Origin of the sequence: Paraburkholderia sp. 32, from assembly GCF_050435345.1 — a bacterium.
GTDB classification, from domain to species: Bacteria; Pseudomonadota; Gammaproteobacteria; order Burkholderiales; family Burkholderiaceae; genus Paraburkholderia; species Paraburkholderia tuberum.
Genome location: NZ_JBNDKD010000002.1, coordinates 334624 through 356756 on the forward strand (window position 1 = coordinate 334624; position 22133 = coordinate 356756).

At 62.9% G+C, this 22133-nt stretch carries 21 protein-coding genes and 1 pseudogene; 9 read left to right on the top strand and 13 right to left on the bottom strand.

Features of this window, described 5'->3' with window-relative positions; translation table 11 throughout:
* The first annotated feature begins 67 nt into the window (after positions 1-67).
* Genes OKW26_RS16845 through OKW26_RS16860 form a run of 4 tightly spaced genes read left to right on the top strand, consistent with a single transcriptional unit; the run spans position 68 to position 3704 of the window.
* Positions 68-1084, top strand: coding sequence for a metal ABC transporter solute-binding protein, Zn/Mn family (locus tag OKW26_RS16845; RefSeq protein WP_429354445.1), 1017 nt, complete (start codon positions 68-70; stop codon positions 1082-1084).
* 5 nt (positions 1085-1089) lie between these two features.
* A complete protein-coding gene (locus tag OKW26_RS16850) occupies positions 1090-1911 on the top strand; it encodes a metal ABC transporter ATP-binding protein (RefSeq protein WP_429354446.1) in 822 nt (273 codons plus the stop codon).
* A gap of 6 nt (positions 1912-1917) precedes the next feature.
* Positions 1918-2829: a metal ABC transporter permease gene (locus OKW26_RS16855; protein ID WP_429354447.1), complete on the top strand. Its 912-nt coding sequence runs from the start codon at positions 1918-1920 to the stop codon at positions 2827-2829.
* 2 nt (positions 2830-2831) lie between these two features.
* Complete coding sequence (locus OKW26_RS16860) at positions 2832-3704, top strand: metal ABC transporter permease (protein WP_429354448.1); 873 nt, start codon at positions 2832-2834, stop codon at positions 3702-3704.
* A gap of 44 nt (positions 3705-3748) precedes the next feature.
* On the opposite strand, the pseudogene OKW26_RS16865 reads toward OKW26_RS16860, so the two are convergent.
* A pseudogene (locus tag OKW26_RS16865) lies at positions 3749-4003 on the bottom strand (cation transporter); the annotation flags it as partial.
* Here OKW26_RS16865 and OKW26_RS16870 point away from each other — a divergent pair.
* Positions 3996-4169, top strand: a complete 174-nt coding sequence (locus OKW26_RS16870; protein WP_184058680.1) for a hypothetical protein — start codon at positions 3996-3998, stop codon at positions 4167-4169. The pseudogene OKW26_RS16865 and the gene OKW26_RS16870 overlap by 8 nt on opposite strands.
* Here the strand turns inward: OKW26_RS16870 and OKW26_RS16875 are convergent.
* Complete coding sequence (locus OKW26_RS16875) at positions 4151-4804, bottom strand: IS6 family transposase (protein WP_184058682.1); 654 nt, start codon at positions 4802-4804, stop codon at positions 4151-4153. The genes OKW26_RS16870 and OKW26_RS16875 overlap by 19 nt on opposite strands.
* A gap of 283 nt (positions 4805-5087) precedes the next feature.
* On the opposite strand from OKW26_RS16875, the gene OKW26_RS16880 reads away from it, so the two are divergent.
* Positions 5088-5426 carry a hypothetical protein gene (locus OKW26_RS16880; RefSeq protein ID WP_429354449.1) on the top strand — a complete coding sequence of 113 codons (339 nt, stop codon included), beginning with the start codon at positions 5088-5090 and terminating at the stop codon, positions 5424-5426.
* Positions 5416-7767, top strand: coding sequence for a LuxR C-terminal-related transcriptional regulator (locus tag OKW26_RS16885; protein WP_429354450.1), 2352 nt, complete (start codon positions 5416-5418; stop codon positions 7765-7767). The genes OKW26_RS16880 and OKW26_RS16885 overlap by 11 nt, the downstream gene beginning before the upstream one ends.
* A 206-nt stretch (positions 7768-7973) precedes the next feature.
* On the opposite strand, the gene OKW26_RS16890 is transcribed toward OKW26_RS16885, so the two are convergent.
* Complete coding sequence (locus OKW26_RS16890; RefSeq protein WP_429354451.1) at positions 7974-8444, bottom strand: YbhB/YbcL family Raf kinase inhibitor-like protein; 471 nt, start codon at positions 8442-8444, stop codon at positions 7974-7976.
* 538 nt (positions 8445-8982) lie between these two features.
* Here OKW26_RS16890 and OKW26_RS16895 point away from each other — a divergent pair.
* Positions 8983-9177: a hypothetical protein gene (locus tag OKW26_RS16895; protein ID WP_184054110.1), complete on the top strand. Its 195-nt coding sequence runs from the start codon at positions 8983-8985 to the stop codon at positions 9175-9177.
* A 241-nt stretch (positions 9178-9418) separates the two neighbouring features.
* Here OKW26_RS16895 and OKW26_RS16900 read toward each other — a convergent pair whose 3' ends face one another.
* The 10 genes from OKW26_RS16900 to OKW26_RS16945 all read right to left on the bottom strand — a co-directional run bounded on the left by OKW26_RS16900 (position 9419) and on the right by OKW26_RS16945 (position 20511).
* Positions 9419-10156 carry a GntR family transcriptional regulator gene (locus OKW26_RS16900; protein WP_244144753.1) on the bottom strand — a complete coding sequence of 246 codons (738 nt, stop codon included), beginning with the start codon at positions 10154-10156 and terminating at the stop codon, positions 9419-9421.
* An 84-nt stretch (positions 10157-10240) separates the two neighbouring features.
* Positions 10241-10639, bottom strand: coding sequence for an oxalurate catabolism protein HpxZ (hpxZ, locus tag OKW26_RS16905; RefSeq protein ID WP_090811898.1), 399 nt, complete (start codon positions 10637-10639; stop codon positions 10241-10243).
* Positions 10640-10644: 5 nt separating this feature from the next.
* Entirely contained in the window at positions 10645-11307 is a 663-nt protein-coding gene (locus OKW26_RS16910) for a cysteine hydrolase family protein (RefSeq protein ID WP_184058688.1), read from the bottom strand.
* Between the two features lie 43 nt (positions 11308-11350).
* Positions 11351-12964, bottom strand: a complete 1614-nt coding sequence (locus OKW26_RS16915; RefSeq protein ID WP_429354452.1) for an ABC transporter ATP-binding protein — start codon at positions 12962-12964, stop codon at positions 11351-11353.
* Positions 12965-12966: 2 nt separating this feature from the next.
* The gene (gene biuH / locus OKW26_RS16920; protein WP_090811211.1) at positions 12967-13659 is read right to left on the bottom strand and encodes a biuret amidohydrolase; all 693 of its coding nucleotides are present in this window, start codon (positions 13657-13659) and stop codon (positions 12967-12969) included.
* Between the two features lie 91 nt (positions 13660-13750).
* A complete protein-coding gene (locus tag OKW26_RS16925) occupies positions 13751-14677 on the bottom strand; it encodes an ABC transporter permease (protein ID WP_429354453.1) in 927 nt (308 codons plus the stop codon).
* On the bottom strand, positions 14670-15824 hold the full coding sequence (locus OKW26_RS16930) for an ABC transporter permease (protein WP_429354454.1): 1155 nt from the start codon (positions 15822-15824) through the stop codon (positions 14670-14672). Before OKW26_RS16930 ends, OKW26_RS16925 begins: the two co-directional genes overlap by 8 nt.
* 30 nt (positions 15825-15854) lie before the next feature.
* Entirely contained in the window at positions 15855-16952 is a 1098-nt protein-coding gene (locus OKW26_RS16935) for a BMP family ABC transporter substrate-binding protein (RefSeq protein WP_184033153.1), read from the bottom strand.
* Positions 16953-16984: 32 nt separating this feature from the next.
* Positions 16985-18835, bottom strand: a complete 1851-nt coding sequence (atzF, locus tag OKW26_RS16940) for an allophanate hydrolase (protein WP_429354455.1) — start codon at positions 18833-18835, stop codon at positions 16985-16987.
* A 956-nt stretch (positions 18836-19791) separates the two neighbouring features.
* Positions 19792-20511, bottom strand: coding sequence for a TetR/AcrR family transcriptional regulator (locus tag OKW26_RS16945; protein WP_429355239.1), 720 nt, complete (start codon positions 20509-20511; stop codon positions 19792-19794).
* A gap of 345 nt (positions 20512-20856) precedes the next feature.
* Between OKW26_RS16945 and OKW26_RS16950 the strand changes: the two genes are divergently transcribed.
* Positions 20857-22122 carry a Zn-dependent hydrolase gene (locus tag OKW26_RS16950; RefSeq protein WP_429354456.1) on the top strand — a complete coding sequence of 422 codons (1266 nt, stop codon included), beginning with the start codon at positions 20857-20859 and terminating at the stop codon, positions 22120-22122.
* Positions 22123-22133: the final 11 nt, after the last annotated feature.

A 22133-nucleotide genomic window follows, 5' to 3' on the forward strand; every position in this document is an offset into this window, starting at 1 on the left:
ACCACATGTGTTATGTTATAACGTATCTAATCCTATCGGATCGTTATTTTTCGTGCCAGGAACGCCAATGAAAAAAATCGCCGCCAGGCTTTGCAACTCCGTTCAGCACCGCGCATCCTGGAGTTCAGGACAGCCAGACCGGTTTGTTTGGCGCGCCGCACTAAAGCCCATCGGTAGCCTTTCGGCTGCATTGGTACTGCTTGCCGTGCATCAGGGAAGCGCCATGGCGGCATCAGCAGCGGCTGGCGTAATCAACGCCATCGGTGTCGAAAACGAGTACGCCGACGTCATCGCCCAGATCGGCGGCAAGTACGTTCAGGTGAGCGCGATCGAAACGGATCCCAATACGGATCCACACACGTTCGAGGTCAACCCGAAGGTGGCAGCGCAGCTTGCTTCCGCCGATCTGATCGTCAAGAACGGCGTGGGATACGACGCCTGGGCCGACAAGATCATCGCAGCCGCGCCCAACAACAAACGCAAGGTCATTGACGCCCAACACCTGCTCGGCCTGCCCGACAGCACGCCGAACCCGCATCTCTGGTACGACCCGAAAACCATGCCGGCGGTTGCGAAGGCAGTGGCAGCGGACCTTTCCGCATTGAACCCTGCGCAGGCAGCCTACTTTCAAGCCAACGTGAAGAAGTTCGACGCATCACTCAAGCCTTGGCTGGCTGCAATTGCATCGTTCAAGGCGCAATACGCGAAAACGCCTGTCGCGGTGACGGAGCCGGTCGCCAACTACATGCTCGAAGCGGTCGGCACCGATATCGCCACACCCTTCAGCCTGCAGGCGGCGATCATGAACGGCACCGATCCCTCTCCGCAGGACGTGACGAAACAGAACAGCCTGTTCACGGACCACAAGGTCAAGGTGTTCGTCTACAACCAGCAGGTCACGGATGCGCTCACACAGTCGTTCCTCAATCTGGCCAGGAAAAATGGTATTCCGGTGGTCGGCGTCTACGAGACCATGCCAACCCCCGGCTTTACTTACCAGTCGTGGATGCTGGCGGAAGTCAATGCGCTGGAAAAGGCAGTGACTTCCAAAGTGTCCACCGAAACCTTGCAGGCTGTGCAGTGAGCGGCATGTGCTCTGGCAACGAGGTCCTTGCGGTCGACCGGGTGAGCGTCTCTTTCCCCGGGCACAGCGTGCTACATGAGGTGAGTTTCAGTCTGGAAGCGGGAGAGTTCTGCGGCCTTATCGGTTCGAACGGTTCGGGCAAGACCACGCTGCTGCGTACGATCCTCGGCTTCCAGGTAGCGAGTGCAGGTGGCATCAGGATCAATGGTGCGCGCAGCCTGACCTCGGTGGGTTACGTCCCGCAGAAGATCGCGCTCGACCCCTACCTCCCGATGCGTGCGCGGGATCTGGTGTCGCTCGGCCTCGAGGGCCACAGGCTCGGCTTGCCGTTACCGTCGAAAAAACGCCGCGAGGCGGTCGACGGGATGCTCAAAGCCGTGGATGCAGAGCCTTTCGCGGACCAGCGCATCGGGGAACTGTCCGGAGGCCAGCAGCAGCGGGTGCTGATCGCACACGCTCTGGTTCGCCGTCCGCGGCTGCTGTTGCTGGACGAACCTCTGGCCAACCTCGACATGCGCAGCGTCGCCGAAATTGTCGCGCTGTTGCGCCGCCTGAGCGTCGAGCACGGGCTTGCGGTCCTGCTTTCGGCGCATGACATGAATCACTTGCTGCCGGTGATGGACCGGATCGTCTACCTCGCCAATGGCCGCGCAGCGAGCGGGGCGACGGACGAAGTGGTGCGTACCGAGGTCCTGAGCAGACTGTACGGCTATCACATCGATGTCGTCCGCGTGCACGGCCGCGTGCTGGTGATTGCCGCCGGCACCGAGGCCGAAATGCTTGCCGCCGTTCGGCGAGACCCCGCCCACATTGTGCAGGTTCCCTGATTCAAGATGGATTCCCTGCTCACCCTCATCTTTGAACCGGGCTTCTTTAGCAGCGAACCGGTGCATACCGCGATGGTAGTCGGCGGCGGCGCCGCAGTCGTGTCCGGCGTAATTGGCGTATTTACCGTCATGAGGAGCCAGTCCTTCGCCGGCCACGCGCTGGCCGATGTGAGCAGCGCGGGCGGTGCTGCGTCGTTCCTGCTCGGCATCAACCCGTTGCTGGGGTTTCTCATCATGGCGGTCATGGCAGCGGGCGGCATCGAACTGGTGCGGGTGCGCCGCGCCCGTGAGCGCGATCTTGCGACGGGCGTCGTGCTGGGCGCGGGGCTTGGCCTTGCCGCGCTGTTTCTTTACCTCGACGTGACATCGAAAAGCACGACTGGAGCGGCGATCACCGTCATGTTCGGATCAATGTTCGCCATTCCGGCATCGATCATTCCGCTCGCACTGGCGGTGGGCACGGGGGCGTTGATTGCCGCGGGCGTGCTTTATCGTCCCTTGCTGCTCAGCTCCGTTGACCCAGAGCTGGCTGCGGTCATGGGCGTGCGGGTACGGACGGTCGGACTCCTGCACCTGCTGGTATTGGCGCTGGCCGTTTCCCTATCAGCTATTACGGTCGGCGCCATCCTGTCGACCGCACTCCTGATAGGTCCGGCGGCGATCGCCTTGAGGGCGGCAAAGCGGCCAGGCTGGGCCACGGGTCTGTCCGCGTTAATCGGCCTGGGCACGACCTGGGGTGGCATCCTCCTCGCGTACGACAGCTACTACTGGACCCCCGGGCACGGCTGGCCAGTGAGCTTCTTCGTGGTGACGCTTATCTTCGCCCTGTATGTCATCACAGGTCGCGCCGGACCTGCACGGAAGCCCCCGACGGGCGCGCGGATCGCCCTGAACGCCCGTGAACCGGGTGAGGCCTGACCATGTTCTCCAGCTTCATGACCAACACGTGGATCGTGGCGAGCATCGTGGCAGCGGTCGCCGGATTCATCGGTTTCTTCGTGGTGATTCGAGGCGCCTCGTTCGCCGCGCACGCCTTGCCGCTCGGCACCTTTCCGGGTGCTGCAGCGGCAAGCCTGCTCGGTATCAATCCGCTCTTCGGCCTGATCGTCTTCGCTGGTCTCGGCGTGATCGGAATCAGTTGGCTGAGCCGGCGCGGAAGACACGAAGTCGCAACCGCCCTGTGCCTCGTCACGCTGCTAGGCTTCGGGGCGCTGTTCCTGAGCATGACGAGCGAGTATTCACAAGCGGTCTATGCCCTTCTCTTCGGCGAAGTACTGGGCGTGAGCAACACCGATCTCGCGCCGGTTGCCGCGATCAGCGCGTTCTCGATTGCGGTTGCGGTTGTGCTCTTCCGGCCACTCCTGCTCAGTTCGGTATCGCCCGATCTGGCGAAGGCGAGAGGCGTATCGAGCCGCGCGATGGAACTTGCGTTCATGAGCATCCTGGCGCTTGCGACGGCAATGGCGCTCCCGGTAGTGGGCGCGCTGCTAGTGTTCAGCCTGATGATTGGACCCGCGGCTGCGGCCCGCTCGCTGACTGACCGACCGATTCTTGCGATATGCGTGTCGGTTGGAATTTCGCTCGTCACGGTGTGGACATCGATCGCCCTCTCCTATGTCTCCAACTGGCCAGTCGGTTTCTTCGTTGGCATGCTTGGGGCCGCCTGTTACGGAGTGGGGCAGGTGTGGACCCGGGCACGAGCCTTCGGGCGCCACCACGACGAACGGCCGGCCTCGGAGGCACCAGTCGGCTCACTGACGGGACCGCCAACCGGCGTGAAGCCGAGCGCATGAGACTTGGCCTCAATCGCGGCAAGCGACGTGCGGTCCTCGTCGAATGTGAGGGTCAGGCTTTCCTGGCCGTAGCTAACGTTGATGTCGGACACGACTGGCAGCCGCTTCATCGCGTTCTCGATCTTCAATGCACAAGACGCGCAGTCCGTGCCCCCGATGCGCAGTTTCAGCGGCAGAGAAGAGTTCACCGTTTCGACCTCGACACGTTTCATCACGGTGACTACGATAGACGCTGTAGCTACTACAAAGGTCAAGTTGCTTCGAGCAAACCGGTCGGCGAGCGCAAGCTGAATGGCCATCACACTACCTGGCGACGGCGTCCAGATAATGTCGGGCCGCACGCATGACGTGCCGCTCGGCGAGCAGCGCGGCAAGCGCCGCATCTCCAGACGGTTCAGTCGCGGTAAGGCGATTTTGGTGGACGATTGCGATGTGAGAAGGATTGCTCACATCGCCAGCGAGTAGAATTGCCGGGCGGCCGATGGCTTGAGTTTGCCGGAGTCTCTCATCTGCCCCTTGGCGATCATATGCATGAGTTCAATGCCACTCAACAAGATGCGGGCAGAACTGAAATCCTTGAATCCCAACATGGGTCGGGTACGTCGCTTGATCGCCCGATGGTCTTGTTCCACGATATTCTTGAGATACTTGGCCTGGCGGATCTTGATGGGCGTCTCACGGTCGGCGTTCACGGCGTGCAGCCCGGCCAGATTGGCACCGCTTTTGTCGATGGTTACGGTTTCGGGCGCGCCATTCTGATCGATGGCCTTCTCGAAGTACCGTCGGGCCGCTCCCTTGTCCCGCTTGGCTCGCAGCAGGAAATCAACCGTGTTGCCGGCCTTGTCGACGGCGCGGTAGAGATACTTCCATGTGCCCCGGACCTTCACATAGGTTTCGTCCATCCGCCAGCTCTTGCCGACCGGGCGCTTGCAGCGGCGGAATGCCTTTTCAAGCACTGGCAGAAGCTTGATGGCCCACCGATGCACGGTCGAATGATCGACCGCGATCCCGCGTTCGGCCATCATCTCCTCGAGATTGCGCAAGCTCAGCGGGTAGGCCACGTACCAACGCACGCACACCAACATTATCTCGAGCGGCATTCTGTTAGGTCCCGCAGCATACCAGCCTCCGCTATTGCAACAGAACCGGTGCGGCGGGGTCGCGGGTCTGATGTCCGTCTGCTGAGTGACCTGGACGGAGCGGCGTGCAATGGGTCGCAGCAATAGCGCTGGCAAAATTTCGCGCTATTATTTCTGGATTGGGGGCCAGTAGAGGACAAACATGCATGCGTCTTCAGACAGTACCGATCGCCCATGGAGCGTGTCGCTGATTCAGACCAAGATGCTCCCGCCCCGTCTTCCGTCTGGCTGCGTGCAACGATCCGTGTTGCTTAAGTGGTTGCGTAAGCAGCCGGTTCGCAGCATCACCGTCGTGACCGCCCCGGCGGGGTTCGGCAAGACGACATTGCTTGCTGGTTGGTGTGAAGCGCTGTCGCAGCGAAAGCATGTTGTTGCGTGGCTCAGCCTCGACGCAGAAGACGATGATCCGCAGCAGTTCTGCGCTTACCTGGTGGCCGCATTCGCCAGGGCCTCGGCGGAAATTGCCTCGCAAGCGCAACAGATCCTTAATAACGATCCGCTGACTCCTATCAGAACGGTCATTTCACTACTCCTGAAACGGGATCGCTGCATCCGGCAGGCGCGTTTTCCTCGTGCTGGATGACGCCGACCGTCTGACTGCGAAACCAGTTCTTGCGATTACTTCCCGTCTGCTTCGCTATGCCCCCGAGAACATGCATATCCTGCTCGGGGTGCGAGGTGAACCGGCCTTGATAGTTGGTCAGTTTCGAGCTCCAGAGGAACTAGTTCGTATTGATGTCGACGATCTCCGTTTTTCGATCGCCGATGCGCAGGCATTTTTTGACCGGACAGGCACCGTGCCGCTTGACCGGACCAGTGTTGAGTTGCTGAACGAGGCAACGGAGGGGTGGGTCGCTGGCTTGCAACTTGCTGCTCTTGCGCTACGCGATGTGGGCGATGCGGCCAAGGTCGCCGGTGCGCTGGTCGGAGTCAGCTCCGGAATCGATTCGTACCTGAACGATACCGTGCTCGCACATCTGCCGCTCCATATGCTGAAGTTTCTGCTGTACACGTCGATTCTTGAACGTCTCGCCCCTGAGTTGTGCGATGCCATCATGGGCAAGGGAAGTGGAAGCGGGGGCGAGCTCGACTGGCTCGAGCGGCACAGCGTGTTCATCCGGCCGCTGGATGAAACACGGCACTGGTACCGCTATCATGCGCTCCTGTCCGACGCACTTCGTCGGCGCCTTCTTCGCCAGATGCCGCAACACGTCCCGTTGCTGCACCGTCGTGCGTCCCAATGGTTTGCAGGAGCACGTCTTTGGCCCGAGGCAGTCAGACATGCCTTGGCTGCAGGCGAACTCGAGCAGGCGGCACAGTGGGTTGAAAACTGTGCGACGGAGATGCTCGAGCGCGGTGAGTTGAACACGTTGCTAGGATGGATCGGAAAACTGCCACCGGATGTCATCCAGAAACGGCTTCGTTTGCGCCTGACGAAAGCATGGGCGCTCGTGTTCTCGATTCAGCCGGACGCCGCCTCAAGGGAGGTTGCTGCTGTTAACAACGAATTCTTTCGCGGGCGTCGCAAGGATACCAGCGTGGTAGAGGAAGCGGCATTGGCGGAGATCAACGCGGTCAGCGCACTGATCGCCACCATGGTGGAGGAAAGCGAGCGGGCGCTCGAACTAGGGCGTGCTGCTCAAGCCTCAATGGCGCCTACAGCGCCGTGGGTGCAGCGCTGTGCGCAATTCGCGCAGCTCTTCGGCTTGATGCACAGGGGTAGGTTCGACCAGATACGTGAAATACGCGACGCCGTCGGCGAGCGAGTTGAACAGGGTCAGGAGCCCGACTACTCGGATATGTTTCGACGCTCGTCGTTCGGTGTTGCTGCATTTATGCATGGCGAGCTGTCTGAATCAAGGCGAATTTTTGAGGCGATGTTCCACCGCATCGAAAAAGCATGGGGCCACTCGTCATCCTGCGCAACCTGGGCGGCCAGTTGCCTTGCTGCGATCTACTATGAGTGCAACGAACTGCCTGAAGCGCGGAGGATGATCGCGGGCCGCACGACCGCTGCACTGGAAACCTCGCCGCTAACTGGTTTGATGCGCCATATACTGTCTGCAGCACGCTTGCTGTGGCGCGACGGGGAGATGGGTTCGGCGCTGGCTATTCTCGAAGACGGTCGACAGGCCGCCGTAACCCGACACTGGCTACGTCTGAAGTTGGCGCTGGATGCCGAAACGGTAAGATTGCTCCTTGTAGAAGGCAACGTTGCTCAAGCGAGACAGATCGCCGACGAACTGACCAAGAGCGTGCCAATGATGTGCGAAGGGCGGACTGGGTGCGCGGTAGACACCTGGACGAGCTATTGTCTCCTGCAGGCTCGCGTACTGATCGCCGGGAATCGTGCAGATGAAGCCGTCACGCTTCTCACACCTTTGCTCGATACTCTGGCTGCTACGGGCAGGCGCTATTCGGAGGCTGTGGTTTCCTTGCTGTTCTCATGCGCGCTCGCGCAATGTGGAGCGTCCGAAAAGGCGCTTGGTGCGCTCGAACGAGCGCTACGGCTCGGAAGGCAGAGCGGCATGATTAACAGCTTCGTGGATGAGGGGCCACCCGTGCGCGCGTTGCTACAGCAATTTCGCTTGGCTTCAGCGAATGTTCCTACGGCAGAAACGGCGTATGTCGACAGGCTGCTTACAGCTTTTGATGCCTTCGGCAACTCACCGGCTGCGTCGCCCGCGCATGTTGAGGCCGTGCCGCTGTCACCGGATGCTCTTAGTGCGAGGGAGTTTGAGGTACTCGAGTGCGTTGCCCGCGGTCTTTCGAACAAGGAAATCGGCCGGTCGTTGAAACTGGCACCCGAGACGGTCAAGTGGCATTTGAAAAATATCTTCGAAAAGCTCGACGTAAATTCGCGAATTGACGCCGTACAGAGAGTTTTTGGACTTGGGGTAGGAGAGGGCCGCGCGGCCATGTAGTGACGAGCCATATGCAATAGCCCTCACCAGATTCGGCGCGGACATCCCCAGATCGCCTGGACTTTTTTCTCGGAATCACAAGTGCAGCCGCTTCGGCCAGCGCCTTCTCCTTGGCGCTGCAATTCCTTCTCAAGCTGCTGGATGCGCTTCTTGTCATCGACGCGGAATCGACAATCCCGGACAAGTAGCGTCCAGGGGTCTGCGTGTTACTTCTTGAATGTGCCGAGCAGTTCGGTGTGCTCCACGACATGGCCTTGCATCGCCTTTTCCAACGCCGCCTTTGTGGGCTTGTGAAGATCGGGCAGCACGGTGTCGAGCGCGTAGAGCTTATGGAAATACCGATGACGGCCAGTGGGCGGGCATGGGCCGCCATACGTGGTGCGATGGAAGTCGTTGGTGCCTTCAAGTGTGCCTGCCGGAAGCGCGCCCGCAGTGACGCCCTCCTGAACACCAGGAGCCGTCGTCGGGATGTTGTAAAGCACCCAGTGGACCCATGTCATCCGTGGCGCGGCCGGGTCGGGCGCGTCGGGGTCGTCGACGATCAGCACGAGGCTTTTCGCGTTGGCGGGTACCCCGGACCACGAGAGCGGCGGGGAGACGTCCGCGCCCGTGCAGGTGTAGCGCCGAGGAATCTCGCTTCCTTCGTGGAAAGCTTGTGAGGTGAGGGTGAAGGCCATGGTGCGCTCCTCGGCGTCAGCCCGCGCCGCCAGCTAGTGCTTGCGATGCATCCAGCTCATATGATGTGTATCGAGCCACTGACTCAGGCTCTCTCCCGGGTGATCGTGCCTGTAGCGCCTGGACAAGGCCGATGCAACGACAACGAGAACCACAAGGCCAACCCAAAAACTGATCATTGATTGAGCCATGGCAGCCTCCTTGGGGAATGCGACTATCCCTAAATTGTAGTCATTGGCGGCCGAACTGGCTCAACTCGAGAAGGCGGCTTACAGCCCGAACGGCTACGTCGACGATCCTCCCAATCTCCAGCGTGCCGAAACCCGTTTTTGCGTGATCGCCACCGCATCTGTTGCAGTGCGGCACTTCCCAATCGACCCAATATGCGGGACGACCCTGGATTGCCCCGCCGCTGCGCTGCCCCTACCATCAACTCCCCGCGCCATTGCAGCGAGCGCGCCATCGGCAGGCGACGTCAAAAGCGAGTGTCTCAGCCAACACAATCCGTACAGCACCTACTCAAGCTATCAGGAGGCAAGCATGCTCAGCGCCCATGAATTTGCGACATTGATGCTGGTCAGGGACTCGGCTGACCACATTGCCGAGCGGGAAGAACTCGATACGCTGCTTGAACGTCAGCTCGTCACCATGGAGAGGCTTGCCGGCGGGGCAGTGCGACCTCGCGTGACGCAGGACGGCGATTCGCTCCTTCGTAACCTCGCGCGCATACACTGAGAAGTCGAAACCTGCCGCGTGTCGGCTGGGACTCGAGCGAGCAGCTAGCCTCAACCGGCGAACCGCGAAGTACCGACGAGCCCTCGGATCTTCGACTTCCTCGTAGTCGCCGGGGTGGAATGCCAAATTCTGCATGGAAAGTACGATTACCCCTTGAAGGGCGTCTCGAAGACATGAAGGCTGAAGGCTGTGTCCGGAGACCGCGCCAGATAGTTGCACCAAAGCCCCGGAAAGGCACTCTCTAGCTGACGAAGGGCAGCTTCTCGTCGCGCGCAGTCGCGAGCATCGACAGCGTGATCTTTCGCACCTCGAGCTTGCTTTGCGTAATGTGAGCGCGCAGCAGGATGGCAGCCTCGCCAAACTTGCCGCGATCGATGAGATGGAGCATCGCCGAATGCTCGTCGTACGTCGCGCTCGTGCGATGCGCCTTGAGAAAATCGAGCCGCCGCACGATGCGGATGCGCTCGGTCACTTCGTTGTGCACGCGCAGCATCTCATTGTTGCCGGCAGCACTCACGAGGCCGCGGTGAAAGCCCTCGTCGAGCACGAACATCGTGGCCGGACGGCTTTCGCGTTCCCGTTCGTCAACGCACCATACGGCTCGCAACGCATCCATCGCATCGTGTGGCGCTCCCGAGAGCCGCTCGAGCGCCGCCAGTTCGAGAACGATGCGCAGGTCATACAACTGGTCGAGTTGATTGAAGTCGATATCGCAGACTTTCCAGCCGCGCCGGAACCCCACCTCAAGATAGCCTTCGCGCGCGAGACGGAACAGCGCATCGCGCATCGGCGTGCGCGACACGCCGTAGTGTTGGGCAATGTCGTTTTCGGAAAAGCGGTCGCCGGGAAACAGTCGAAAACTGAAGATGTCCTGCTTGATGAGCTGATACACCTGCTCGGCAAGGGGGTTTGCGCTGTAGGTCACCTTCGTGCCAGATGCTGCGGGGGCTTCGGCGGCGGCTTCGGTCAAGTCGTCCATGAGTCAGGTATCGATAACGTCGAGAGTGGTGCGGCGCGTCGGTGCAATGGTGGGCGACGGGGGCCAGCTCCCTATTATCCGCCCTTAAACGGGCTCGATGAGGCTCACGTGCGCCGCCACGATCGTCCAGCCGCCGAACATATCGTTCGCCTCATGCAGCCGCGCCCAGGTCTGCATCTGGCGGCCCGTCAAAGGCGTGGTGTCGCTCGTGAACTCAGTGCTCACCGTCGCGTAGTCGCCGCCAAACGTCGTCACCACGGTGCGGTGCAACCGCCGCGAGCGGGGCACCGGCACGCAGGTTTCCCGCCAGCGGAGGATCGCGTCGCCACCATGCTGGATTTCGGCGATGCCATAGCGCACCGTTTCGGGTGCGTCCCAGAACAGGGCGTTCATCGTCTCGACGTCGTTGTCGACGAGCGCTCGCTCGTAAGCCTCGAAAGCTGCCGCGACCTGCGCGACGATCTCGGGCCGGTTCACTTCCATCGTCATCAGTCTGCCCCCAGCAGGGCGTCGAGGGGAGCGGTCCAGCCGACGATGCCGCCCTGCGAATGAATCATTGCAATCGTCGCTTCGCGAAACGCCGGTATGTAGCTTGCCGTCGCGTCCTCGACCAGCAGACACTCGTAGCCCCGATCGTTGGCCTCGCGCATCGAAGTCTGCACGCAGACCTCGGTCGTCACGCCCGCGAACACGAGATGCGTGATGCCTCGTATCGAGAGTTCCTCGCCGAGCTGCGTTGCGTAGAAAGCGCCTTTGCCGGGCTTGTCGATGACGAGTTCTCCGTCGATCGGCGCGAGCGTGTCGATGATCGCGTTGCCGGGCTCGCCGCGCACGAGGATGCGGCCCATCGGTCCTGCGTCGCCAATGCGCGCATCTGGCATGCCGCGCATGCGTTTGGCCGGGGGGCAGTCGGAGAGGTCGGGTGTATGCGATTCGCGGGTGTGCACGACCTGCCATCCCGCCGAGCGCGCATGCGCGAGCAGCCGCGCGACGGTCGGCACGATGCCTGAAAGCAGCGATACGTCGTTGCCGAGCGCCTCGCCAAAGCCACCCGGCTCGATGAAGTCGCGCTGCATGTCGATCACGATGAGCGCCGTATGACGCGCGTCGAACGTGAACGGCGCGGGCTTTGCGCTGGCGATGGTTGTCATCGCGACATTTCTCCGTTTGGGTTGTGTATCGTTCGCGCGCCGCTCAGGCGCTTGCGTGCAGCTCGGCCGGCTCAGCCGTCTGCGGCCTGCCTTCGTCGCCATGGCCCGCCATGTAACGCCCAAGCACCACTCGATCCGCCTCGTTTGCTGCAGTCTCGTAGACGAGACGTCCCTCGGCCATCACCATGATCCGGTCGGCAAGCTCCAGCAGTTCGTCGAGATCTTCGCTGACGAGCAGCACGGCCGCACCGGCATCGCGCGCCGCGAGAATGCGGGCGTGGATGTCCGCGACGGAGGCAAAGTCGAGTCCGAACACAGGATTCGCGACGATCAGCACGTTCACTGCGTGCCCAAGCTCGCGAGCCAGCACGGCGCGCTGTACGTTGCCGCCCGACAGCGAGCCGATGGCGCGCTCGGGCAGTGGAGGCCGCACGTCGAATTCGGCGATCAGCCGCTCGGCGCGCGAGCGCATGGCGCGACGATCGAGCCACCATCCGCCGCGCCGCAGCGGCGCGCGGTCGAAATCCCGCAGCGCCATATTCTCGGCCACGCTCATGCCTGCCACGCAAGCATTGCGCAGCGGCTCCTCGGGAAGGGCGAACACGCGCATGCGTGTCATCTCTACGCGCGTCGCGGCATAGGGCAAACCTTCCACGGCCATCGCGCCCGACTGGGCCTTGCGCTGCCCGACGAGCGCTTCGATCAGTTCTTTCTGACCGTTGCCGGAGACGCCCGCAAGCCCGAGGATCTCGCCCGCGCGCACGCTCAGCGACGCCTCGCGCACGGCAGCGTGCCCACGCTCGTCGACGACCGAAAGGCTCGATAGCGAGAGCCGCACCGGAGCGTCGGGCGAGTTCGGCCGGCGCGCAAGCCTGAACTCATCGGTGTCTTCAGCGGCGCCCTCGCGCGTTTGCGCGCTTGCGTCGCTGCCCATCATCCAGGCGGCCAGCCGGTCGCGGTCGGTGTCGGCCACCGCGCAGGTGCCGACGAAGCGGCCCTTGCGCAATACCGTGACGTTGTCCGAATAGGCCATTACCTCGCGGAACTTGTGAGTGATCATCAGCACCGTGAGGTCGCCGCGCGAGGCAAGCGTGCGCATGAGGCCGAGCACTTCGTCGGCTTCCTGCGGGGTGAGCACGGAGGTGGGCTCGTCGAGAATCAGGAAGCGCTGCTCCAGATACAACTGCTTGAGAATTTCCAGCTTCTGCTTTTCTCCCGCCGCGAGTGACGAGACCGGCGCATCGAGTTCGAGGCGAAACGGCATGCGGCGCATGAAGGCGTCGAGCGCGTTGCGCTCGGCCGCCCAGTCGATCTTCCATGACAGATTGCCGCGCGCAAGGAGCAGGTTCTCCTCGACGCTGAGCCCCGCCGCGAGTGTGAAATGCTGATAGACCATGCCGATGCCGAGCGCTTGCGCATCGCGCGGGGATGCGATGCGCACCTCGCTTCCATCGGCCACAATCGTGCCGTGATCGAGCGGGCCGTAGCCCACGAGCCCCTTCACGAGCGTGCTCTTGCCTGCTCCATTTTCGCCGAGCAGCGCGTGAACCGTCCCGGGCGCAACCCTGATCGAAACGTCATCGAGTGCACGGAACGTCCCGAACGACTTGCTCGCGCCGATCACCTCGACGCCGAGCGCGCGTGTCGCGGTGATCATGGTCACTGCTCCAGGGCAGCGACGAGCGCCGCCGAACTGGACACCGTGCCGAACACGCCGCCCTGCATCAGGACCATGTTCAGCGCAGCGTCATGGTTGCCCTTATCGGTCGCGCCGCAGCAGTCCGCGAGCAACGTGCATTCGAAGCCGCGGTCGTTTGCTTCGCGCATCGTCGTGTGGACGCACACATCCGTCGTGATGCCCGTGAGCACGAGATTCGCAATGCCGCGCGTGCGTAGGATCAGTTCGAGGTCCGTCGCGCAGAATGAGCCTTTGCCAGGCTTGTCGATGATGATTTCGCCCGGCAGCGGGGCGAGTTCGTCGATGATTTCCCAGCCCGGCTCGCCGCGCACGAGTATCCGGCCGCATGGTCCCATGTCACCGATGCCGAGACCGTTCGTGCCCGCCTGGCGGCTGCGCCAGCGCTTGTTCGCCGGCAGATCGGACAGATCCGGCCGATGCCCTTCACGGGTGTGGATGATCGTGAAGCCGAGTTCGCGCATCGGCCCCAAAACGCGCTTGATCGGCTCGATCGGGGCGCGCGTGAGCGAGAGGTCGTAGCCCATCTTGTCGACGTAGCCGCCGTAACCGCAGAAGTCGGTCTGCATGTCGATGATGACGAGCGCCGTGTTGTCGGGGCGCAGATTCCCGTCGTAGGGCCAGGAATAGGGACGGGCTTCGATGGTACGGGTCATGTCGATTCTCCGGTCGCGCGCTACGCGAGCGCGGGCGATTCTGGATTCGGTCGGTCGGTCGGTCGGTCGGTCGGTCGGAAGCTGTCCGCGCTCAGCGCGTCAGGCTCAGCTCGCCGGGTGCGCCCGTCAGCGTGCGGTCCGGCCTGCAGTTGATGATCATGAGCGCGAGCGTCAGCACGTAAGGGGCGGCGTTGAAGAGGTAATAGCCGCTGGTCACGCCGATTGCCTGCAGGGCGGGGCCAAGCGCTCCGGCAGCGCCAAACAGCAGCGCGGCCCAAAGACAGCGCAGCGGCTGCCAGCGTGCGAAGATCACGAGGGCGACGGCCATCAGGCCTTGCCCGCTCGACAGTCCCTCGTTCCAGCTGCCGGGATAGACGAGCGAGAGATAGGCACCGCCCACGCCCGCGAAGAAACCACCCACCGCCGTCGCGATGACGCGTATCCGCGTAACGGGATAGCCCATTGCACGCGCGCTCTCGGCGTTCTCGCCGACGAGCCGCAGCGTCATGCCCCAGCGCATCGAGCGCAGTCCCCACTGCAAAGCGACGGCAAGCACGACGCCAATCACGAAGAGCAGATTGATATGCAACGCGTTGTGCACTTGCTGCGAGGCGGCCCACGCGCCGAGATCGATCGACGGGAGCATCGCTGCCTGCGGCTCGATGAACGGCTTGCCGAGATAGAACGCCAGGCCGGTGCCGAACAGCATGAGCGCGATGCCGAACGCGATATCGGAAACACGCGGCAGCGAGCAGACCAGCCCATGCAGGCAGCCGAGCACCAGACCGGCCGCCGCCGCCGCGAGCACGCCGATCCACGGCGAACCCGAGAGATACGAGCCCGCATAGCCGCACATGGCGCCGGAGACCAGGATGCCTTCGAGACCGAGATTCACGCGGCCGCCTTTCTCGGTGAGGCACTCGCCGAGGCTCACGAACAGATAGGGCGTACTCACGCGAATGGCCCCCGCAAAGAGCGAGATCAGCAGTACCGCAGCGGGCGAGTGAAGGTCAGACATGGCGGGTACGCTCCAGTGAAGCAGACGAGGTGTCGAGCGCGACGGCCTGAAGTTTCACGCGCCAGGCGGCAAGACGGGGAGCAAGTGCCTCCCAGGCCAACAGGTTCGCGAAAAGCAGCCCTTGCAGCACGAGCGTGGCGGCGTCGGGCAGCTCGAGGTGACGTTGCAGCAGACTGCCGCTCGCCTCGATGCCGCCGACCATCAGGGCGCACACGATCACGGCGAACGGATTCTGGCGTGCCGCGAACGCGACAAGGATGCCCGCATAGCCGTAGCCCGAGAGCAGCGACGCATTCGCGCTGCCTTGCACGGCCGCAACTTCGAACATTCCGGCAAGTCCCGCCGATGCGCCGCCTAGCGCGCAGGCGGTGAGCGCGAGCCCGCCCACGGGCAGGCCGACGAGGCGCGCCGTGTGCACGTTGCCACCCGTTACGCGCATGGCGAAGCCGAGCGTGCTTTGGCGCACGAGCACCCAGGCAGCGAGACACGCGAGCACGCCCCAGAAGAGGCCCCAGTGCACGTCGAGTCCCGGCAGCGAGCCGATGGTCATGGCGTCGGGGAGGGGCAGCGTCGACGGTTTGTTGAGACTGGCGGGATCGCGCAGCGGCCCTTCGACGAGAAACTTGAAAACGGCGATGGCGATATACGACATCAGCAGGCTGCTGATGGTCTCGTTGACACCACGCCATTGACGCATCGCGCCCACTGCGCTGATCCACAGGCCCCCCGCGAGCATGCCTGCAATCGCCATCAGCGGCGTCGCGACGATCCACGGCGTAGCCTGCGGCAGGCACTGCGGCACGACGGCGGCCGCGAGCCCGCCCAGCGCGAGCGCGCCTTCGCCGCCAATCACGATCAGGCCGACCTGGGCAGGCAGCGCGACGCACAGAGCCGTAAGCATGAGCGGTGCGGCGCGCAGCAAGGTGTTCTGCCATGCGAACGACGAGCCGAACGCACCTTCGCCAATGAGACCAAGGGCCTGGATGGCCGGCTGTCCCTGCACGAGCAGGAAGATGCCGAAGATCGCCAGAGTTGCCACGATTGCACATACTGTCGGCAACGCAGGCAACAGCGCAAGCAGCAGGCGCGCGAGACTTGCAGGCAGCCTTCGCGACGGCCCTTGAGCGGGAGAAAGGGATGCGGCCATCACGACTCCTGGCGAGGACGCTTACGGCCGTCAGATCTGGCCAACCACACCGGCAACCAGATAATTCATGCTTTCGAGCGCGATATCGGTCTGTGCGTAGCTCGTGCCGGCCGCAATGGCGCTGCCGCCCTTGTTGTCCTTCATCGGTCCCTTGAAGATGACGTAGTCGCCCGCGACCATCTTCGCCTTCACGGTGTCGGCTTGCGTGCGGGCATCGGGTGTCACCTTCGCGCCATACGGAGACATCTTCACGAAGCCTTCGCGCAGACCGCCGCGAAGAATGTTCGGCTGCGGCTTGCCCGTCTGCGCGTTTGTGACGAGCAGCTTGTAGGGCGTCGCCCAGTCCCATTCGGCGCCCGTCAGATAGCCCTTCGGCGCCAGCGCCGCCTGGCTTGCGTGGTAACCGCAGCTCATCGCGCCGCGTTTCTCGGCTGTCTCGATCACGACCTTGGGTCCGTCCACGTGACACGTGAGCACGTCGCAGCCCTGATCGACGAGGCTGTTGGCGGCCTCCGCCTCCTTCACCGGCATCGACCAGTCGCCCGTGAAAATCACGTGCGTGGCGATCGACGGATCCACCGACTGCGCGCCCAGCGTGAATGAGTTGATGTTGCGCAGCACCTGCGGAATAGGCTTGGCCGCGACGAAGCCGAGCTTCTTCGTCTTGCTCGCATGGCCCGCCACGACGCCGTTCAGATACTGGCATTCGTCGATATAGCCGAAGTAGCTGGAGATGTTGGCCGGATTGCCGCTCTTCCAGAGACCGCCGCAGTGGGCGAAGCGAACCTTCGGATATTTGGCTGCCATTTTCAGCACATGGGGATCGAAGTAGCCGAACGAGGTCGCGAAAATGAGCGTCGCACCGTCCTGCTCGATCATCGCCTCCATGGTCTTTTGGGCGGCGACGGTCTCGGGCACGTTTTCTTCCTCGACGACCTTCACGTTCGGCAGCTTCTTGATGACAGCCGCAGCTTGCGCTTGTGCCTGGTTGTAGCCGTAATCGCCGCGCGAACCGACGTAGATGACGCCGACCGTAAGCGGCTCGGCACCGAAAGCGAGGTCGAATGGGAGCGTGCTGCCAAGGGCGAGGGCGCCAGCGCCCTTGAGAAAATCGCGACGGTTTGTCATGGTTGGACTCCTCGTGAGTTCAATGCATATATTCAGAATTGCCGATCGGATTGGGCTTGCGTTCCGGCCGCCGTTGCGAGCCATGCACGCCAGCCGCCGAATGCAGTGATGTCGTGTGCGCCGCTGCCTGGTGCGACCGCCGAGGGCTCGCTGATAAAGCCCTTGACGATGAGTCCATCGGCTGTCTGCACGCTGCCGATGCCGAGCGGCGCCGGCACGTGGGCAACGAATGCGCCGAAGCTGCGCAGCGGCACTTCCCAGAGCTCGATTTCGATGGGCTGGCCGGCCTCGTGCGGCGTACGCACCAGAGCGGGCTTGGCCAGCTTCGTACCGGCGAGCGCGTAAAGGCGGTAGTGCGAAGACGTGGTGGTGGTCTCGACGAAACGCGCACCAGCCTCGAGCAGTTGCCAGCAGAGGGGCTGCCCGCGCAGATGAGCGCCGACCACGGCGAGTGTCACCGTCGGCTCTTCGAAGGGCAGCGGTCGCGCGGCAATCCTGGCAGCGTCGTCGGGTGTAGCGTTCGCGATGAAGAGCGCCTGGATGCGTGCGCCGAGCACTGCCAGGCGCTGGTCGGCGCCCGCTGGCGCGATCAGCGTCACGCCGGCTGGCAGGCCGTCCGCGCGGCGAACGCCCGGCACCGCCAGAGCGCACAGATCGAGCAGATTCACGAAGTTGGTATAGACGCCAAGCTGGCTGTTCGCCCCGATCGGGTCCGCACGTACTTCGTCGAAGGTTGGATGCGTGGGCGTGGTCGGCACGATGAGGACGTCGACCGCCTCGAACAGCGTTTCCACTTCGCGGCGCAGTGCGGCGAGTGCATACTGCCCGTCGAACGCATCGACAGCGCTGTAGCCGTCCGCTTTGGCAATCACCTCGGCGACAACCGGATCGATGTCGGCGCGATTCGTCTCGAAGAAGGAACCGAGCGCGGCACGGCGCTCCGCTACCCACGGGCCGTCGTAAAGCAGCGCGGCAGTTCGCTGCATGGGTTCGAACGGCACGCTTGTTGGCGAAAGCGCAAGGCGCGAAGCGATCGTGTCGAGCGTGGCGGCAAAGGCCTGATGCGCCTGAGCGTCATCCTGGAAGGTCAACTGATCCGGCACGGCGAGGCGCAGTGGTGCATGGGGCAGTCCGAGTGCCGGCACTCGGCGCGCATAGCTGTCGTCTCCATCGTACTTCGCCATCTGCAGCAGGACCTCCCAGGCGTCGCCCACGTCATGCGCGAAGATCGACACGCAGTCCAGGCTCCGGCACGCCGGTACCACGCCGCGCTTGCTTACGATGCCAGGCGTTGGCTTGAGACCCACGAGGTCGTTGAAGCCTGCCGGAACACGCCCCGAGCCAGCGGTATCCGTGCCGAGTGAGAACGCAACCAGCCCAGCCGCAACAACGACTGCCGAGCCGGAGCTTGATCCGCCGGAGATGTGCGCATCGGATTCGAACTGTCGCACGCCGCCATAGGGCGAGCGTGTGCCGACCAGGCCTGTGGCGAACTGGTCGAGATTCGTCTTGCCGATGAGGATGGCGCCGGCGTCGAGCAGACGATCGACGGCGAATGCCGAGGCTGCGGGCGTGTACGCGAAGGCGTCGCAGGCTGCGGTGGTTGGCATGCCGGCGACGTCGATGTTGTCCTTCACCGCGAACGGTACGCCGAACAGCGGCATCCGCTCAAAGATCGCGGCGCCCAGGCGCGCGCGCGCTTCTTCGAGCGCGGCAGCCCTGCTGCCGAGATCGGCGGCACTCACGCGCGATATCCAGACTTCGGGGCGACAGGAGGCTTCGATCCGGGCGAACACCGTGTCGACGATGTCGCGAGGCGTCGTGCTTTTGGTGGCGTAGGATTCGAGCAGCGCTCGAACCTTGAAGAAGGCGTCGGGAAGCATGAGTTCAATCTTGAATACAAGTTTGAGCTCATGCTTGCAGCAACTGTGCCAGGCAGGGGAGGTTGGCAGGAAGTCCTTGCCCGGCAACGATTTTTACATTGGCGTAGACGCTGGTACTTGTCTACCCGTGATCCAGTGTGGGTCGCGATTGGTTTGGGTTGGTGCACGTGTCCCGCTCATCGTGCACCAACCAGAGGGAAGGGCGCGAGCGGTGGTTCGCTCGGCTATCGCCCCATCGTTGGCACCCACCGGATCCTGACGCTCGCAGGACTGAGCGAGCGGTAGTTAAGGCACTCCTGGCCGAAGCGAGGAAGCCTGGCGAAGACCATTACCACCGGCTCGGAGAGGAACTGGACGAGCATGACGGCCCGCCGCCCCGCGAAGTTCACAAGTGGGTGTGTTTGGGCGGGCGATACGAAATCCATCTCGAAATAAGACCCGCATATGCCCAGCCCGTGCCACCATCTTCGTGCTCCGGGTTTGGGACACAAGGCAAGACCGCTGATCAACGGGCGTGACCAGCCGGTCACTTTCCAAAGCTGCACGATCGGGGCACAAAAAAAGAAAACGCCCGTGTTATTCACACGGGCGTTTCCGTGGCCCCGCTACCGCGCCCCAATGAACGATTTCTCGTCCGCTTCTGCATCAGGGGCCGGCTTCCGCGCGGCTCTCTTCAAGTATAGGGCGCTTGGCGGGATATCCAAGTCGGCGAGACCAGCTTTTTGCACGGAACGTGCGCGGATGATTCAGACGTTTGAATACTCGCGCCGCCTCTGGACTCAACGCCGTCATTGAGCTTTCAGCCGTTCATGCGTTCGGTACATGAAAGCGACAACCTTACTGCAAAGCCGGCTGGGTATTGCCGCTTGTTGGACATGTTAGCGCTTACATTAACGCGGAAAACAGCGACCGCGGCAACGAGACAATGACGTCATCAGGGAAACTCCCTAAACGATTCATCGGACCGGCGATCGCGCTCCGCTCGCCCGCAGGATCATGCTCACCACTTCTTCCGTCGTAGCCTCGAAGCGCTTCGTCGAGAGCGCGCGTTTGCCCGAGAGCGCGCATATTTGAGCCTCGAAATCGGCGTAGTGCTGCGTGGTCGCCCAGATCATGAAGAGGAGCGTCCGAGGGTCGACGGGCGCGAGCAACCCTTTGGCTATCCATCGCTCGATCAGCTTCACGCGTGTGTCCATCCACGGCTTCACGCGTTCGAGCAGGATCTCTTGCATGTGCAGCGCCCCGCTGATTATTTCGTTGGCCCACACCTTCGATCCAAGTGGGCGGCGCCGTGACAGGGCCATCTTGGCGCGCACGTAGCCGCCAATCGCCTCGACCGGATCGTCGCTTGCATCGAACAGGTTGGCGGCGGCGTTCCATTCCTCGAACACATCGTCGAGTACGCGCCAGTACAGCGCCAGCTTGGTCGGGAAGTAATAGTGCAGATTCGCCTTCGGTAAACCCGCGCGCTCGGCGATCAGCGCCGTGCTCGCGCCTTCGAATCCGCGTTCGGCGAACACGGATTCGGCACAGGCGAGTAGATGGGATTCATTCGACGCACGAATGGAGGCTTTGCGCCGCTGTGGCTTGTGCGATGTGTCGGCGGCTCGTTGCGCCTGCACGGTGCCGCGCGTCGCGAGGGGCGCGGCTCGCGTGGTGGGTTCGTCGTCGCGCATGTTCGGTCCATTCGGAAGAGAAAAGGAGCGCGGCGGCCGCGCGCATGCCGGAATCATTGTAGCCACGATGCAAGTGCGCCGCGAATTCACCGACATCAGGAGAAACGCGCAGCACGGACGCCTGGTTTTTTTCACGCACTGCAGCATCAATGGCACGCTTCTCGCTCGTAACTCCGCATTGAATTCGCGAAGTTTCTCGTCTAAAACCTGTCCAATCGGACAGGATTCGAAGGGCTGGGTTTCAGGGGCAGCGCAGTGCCATCGAGACGCGCACCGTCGTGGTCCTTCGCGCCCCAACACGGTGGCATGCATGCACGTTTGACGAGCACGGACAGGAGAACACGCATGAACGCAGTAAGCGAAGCCGCGCTGACGACCGCGATCCACGTGAACGGTCAGCGTTTGTGGGACAGCCTGATGGAGATGGCCAGGATTGGCGCCACGCCCAAAGGCGGCGTGTGCCGTCTGGCGCTGACCGACCTCGACAAGCAGGGCCGCGATCTCATCGTGCAATGGGCGAAAGAGGCGCGCTGCACGGTGAGTGTCGATCAGATGGGCAACGTGTTTATGCGCCGCGCGGGGCGCAACAACGACCTGCCGCCCGTGATGACCGGCTCGCACGCCGACTCGCAGCCAACCGGTGGGCGCTTCGACGGTATCTATGGGGTGCTCGGCGGCCTCGAAGTGATTCGCTCGCTCAACGATTACGGCATCGAAACCGAGCGCCCTGTTGAAACGGTGATCTGGACCAACGAAGAAGGCTCGCGCTTCGCGCCGGCGATGGTCGCCTCGGGCGTATTTGCGGGTGTGTTTGCGCTCGAGTACGGACTGTCGCGCAAGGACGTCGACGGCAAGACCATCGGCGAGGAATTGCAGCGCATCGGCTACGCGGGCGCGTTGCCGTGCGGCGGCCGCAAGATTCACGCGGCGTTCGAACTGCACATCGAACAGGGGCCGATACTCGAGGCCGAAAACAGGACGATCGGCGTGGTCACCGACGCGCAAGGTCAGCGCTGGTACGAAGTCGTGCTCACGGGCCAGGAGGCGCACGCGGGGCCTACGCCCATGCCGCGCCGCCGCGACGCGCTGCTGGGCGCCTCGCGCGTCGTGCAGCTCGTCAACGAGATCGGCCTGCGTCATGCGCCGCTCGCGTGCGCGACGGTCGGCATGATGCAGGTGCATCCGAATTCGCGCAACGTGATTCCGGGCCGCGTGTTCTTCACCATCGATTTTCGCCATCCGCAGGACGAGGTGCTGGCGCAGATGAACGCCGAGCTGCGCGAAGGCATCGCGAAGATCGCGGAACAGGGCAAGCTCGAAGCCGATGTCGAGCAGATTTTCTACTACGCGCCCGTGCCGTTCGACGAGACGTGCGTGAAGTCCGTGCGTGCGGCGGCCGAGCGCTTCGGCTATTCGAATCGCGACATCGTTTCGGGCGCAGGTCACGACGCGTGCTATCTCGCGACGGTCGCGCCGACCTCGATGGTGTTCGTACCGTGCATCGACGGCATCAGCCACAACGAAGTCGAGGACGCCACCATCGAATGGATCGAAGCCGGCGCGAACGTGTTGCTGCACGCCATGCTCGAACGCGCGAGCGAGCCCGGCTGACGCAATTTCGA

Bases quoted from the DNA above. Each gene is read 5' to 3' on its own strand.
- OKW26_RS16845 (WP_429354445.1), top strand. From the start codon at position 68: ATGAAAAAAATCGCCGCCAGGCTTTGCAACTCCGTTCAGCACCGCGCA.
- OKW26_RS16850 (WP_429354446.1), top strand. From the start codon at position 1,090: ATGTGCTCTGGCAACGAGGTCCTTGCGGTCGACCGGGTGAGCGTCTCT.
- OKW26_RS16855 (WP_429354447.1), top strand. From the start codon at position 1,918: ATGGATTCCCTGCTCACCCTCATCTTTGAACCGGGCTTCTTTAGCAGC.
- OKW26_RS16860 (WP_429354448.1), top strand. From the start codon at position 2,832: ATGTTCTCCAGCTTCATGACCAACACGTGGATCGTGGCGAGCATCGTG.
- OKW26_RS16870 (WP_184058680.1), top strand. From the start codon at position 3,996: ATGGCCATCACACTACCTGGCGACGGCGTCCAGATAATGTCGGGCCGC.
- OKW26_RS16875 (WP_184058682.1), bottom strand. From the start codon at position 4,804: ATGCCGCTCGAGATAATGTTGGTGTGCGTGCGTTGGTACGTGGCCTAC.
- OKW26_RS16890 (WP_429354451.1), bottom strand. From the start codon at position 8,444: ATGGCCTTCACCCTCACCTCACAAGCTTTCCACGAAGGAAGCGAGATT.
- OKW26_RS16895 (WP_184054110.1), top strand. From the start codon at position 8,983: ATGCTCAGCGCCCATGAATTTGCGACATTGATGCTGGTCAGGGACTCG.
- OKW26_RS16900 (WP_244144753.1), bottom strand. From the start codon at position 10,156: ATGGACGACTTGACCGAAGCCGCCGCCGAAGCCCCCGCAGCATCTGGC.
- hpxZ (WP_090811898.1), bottom strand. From the start codon at position 10,639: ATGGAAGTGAACCGGCCCGAGATCGTCGCGCAGGTCGCGGCAGCTTTC.
- OKW26_RS16910 (WP_184058688.1), bottom strand. From the start codon at position 11,307: ATGACAACCATCGCCAGCGCAAAGCCCGCGCCGTTCACGTTCGACGCG.
- OKW26_RS16915 (WP_429354452.1), bottom strand. From the start codon at position 12,964: ATGATCACCGCGACACGCGCGCTCGGCGTCGAGGTGATCGGCGCGAGC.
- biuH (WP_090811211.1), bottom strand. From the start codon at position 13,659: ATGACCCGTACCATCGAAGCCCGTCCCTATTCCTGGCCCTACGACGGG.
- OKW26_RS16925 (WP_429354453.1), bottom strand. From the start codon at position 14,677: ATGTCTGACCTTCACTCGCCCGCTGCGGTACTGCTGATCTCGCTCTTT.
- OKW26_RS16930 (WP_429354454.1), bottom strand. From the start codon at position 15,824: ATGGCCGCATCCCTTTCTCCCGCTCAAGGGCCGTCGCGAAGGCTGCCT.
- OKW26_RS16935 (WP_184033153.1), bottom strand. From the start codon at position 16,952: ATGACAAACCGTCGCGATTTTCTCAAGGGCGCTGGCGCCCTCGCCCTT.
- atzF (WP_429354455.1), bottom strand. From the start codon at position 18,835: ATGCTTCCCGACGCCTTCTTCAAGGTTCGAGCGCTGCTCGAATCCTAC.
- OKW26_RS16945 (WP_429355239.1), bottom strand. From the start codon at position 20,511: ATGCGCGACGACGAACCCACCACGCGAGCCGCGCCCCTCGCGACGCGC.
- OKW26_RS16950 (WP_429354456.1), top strand. From the start codon at position 20,857: ATGAACGCAGTAAGCGAAGCCGCGCTGACGACCGCGATCCACGTGAAC.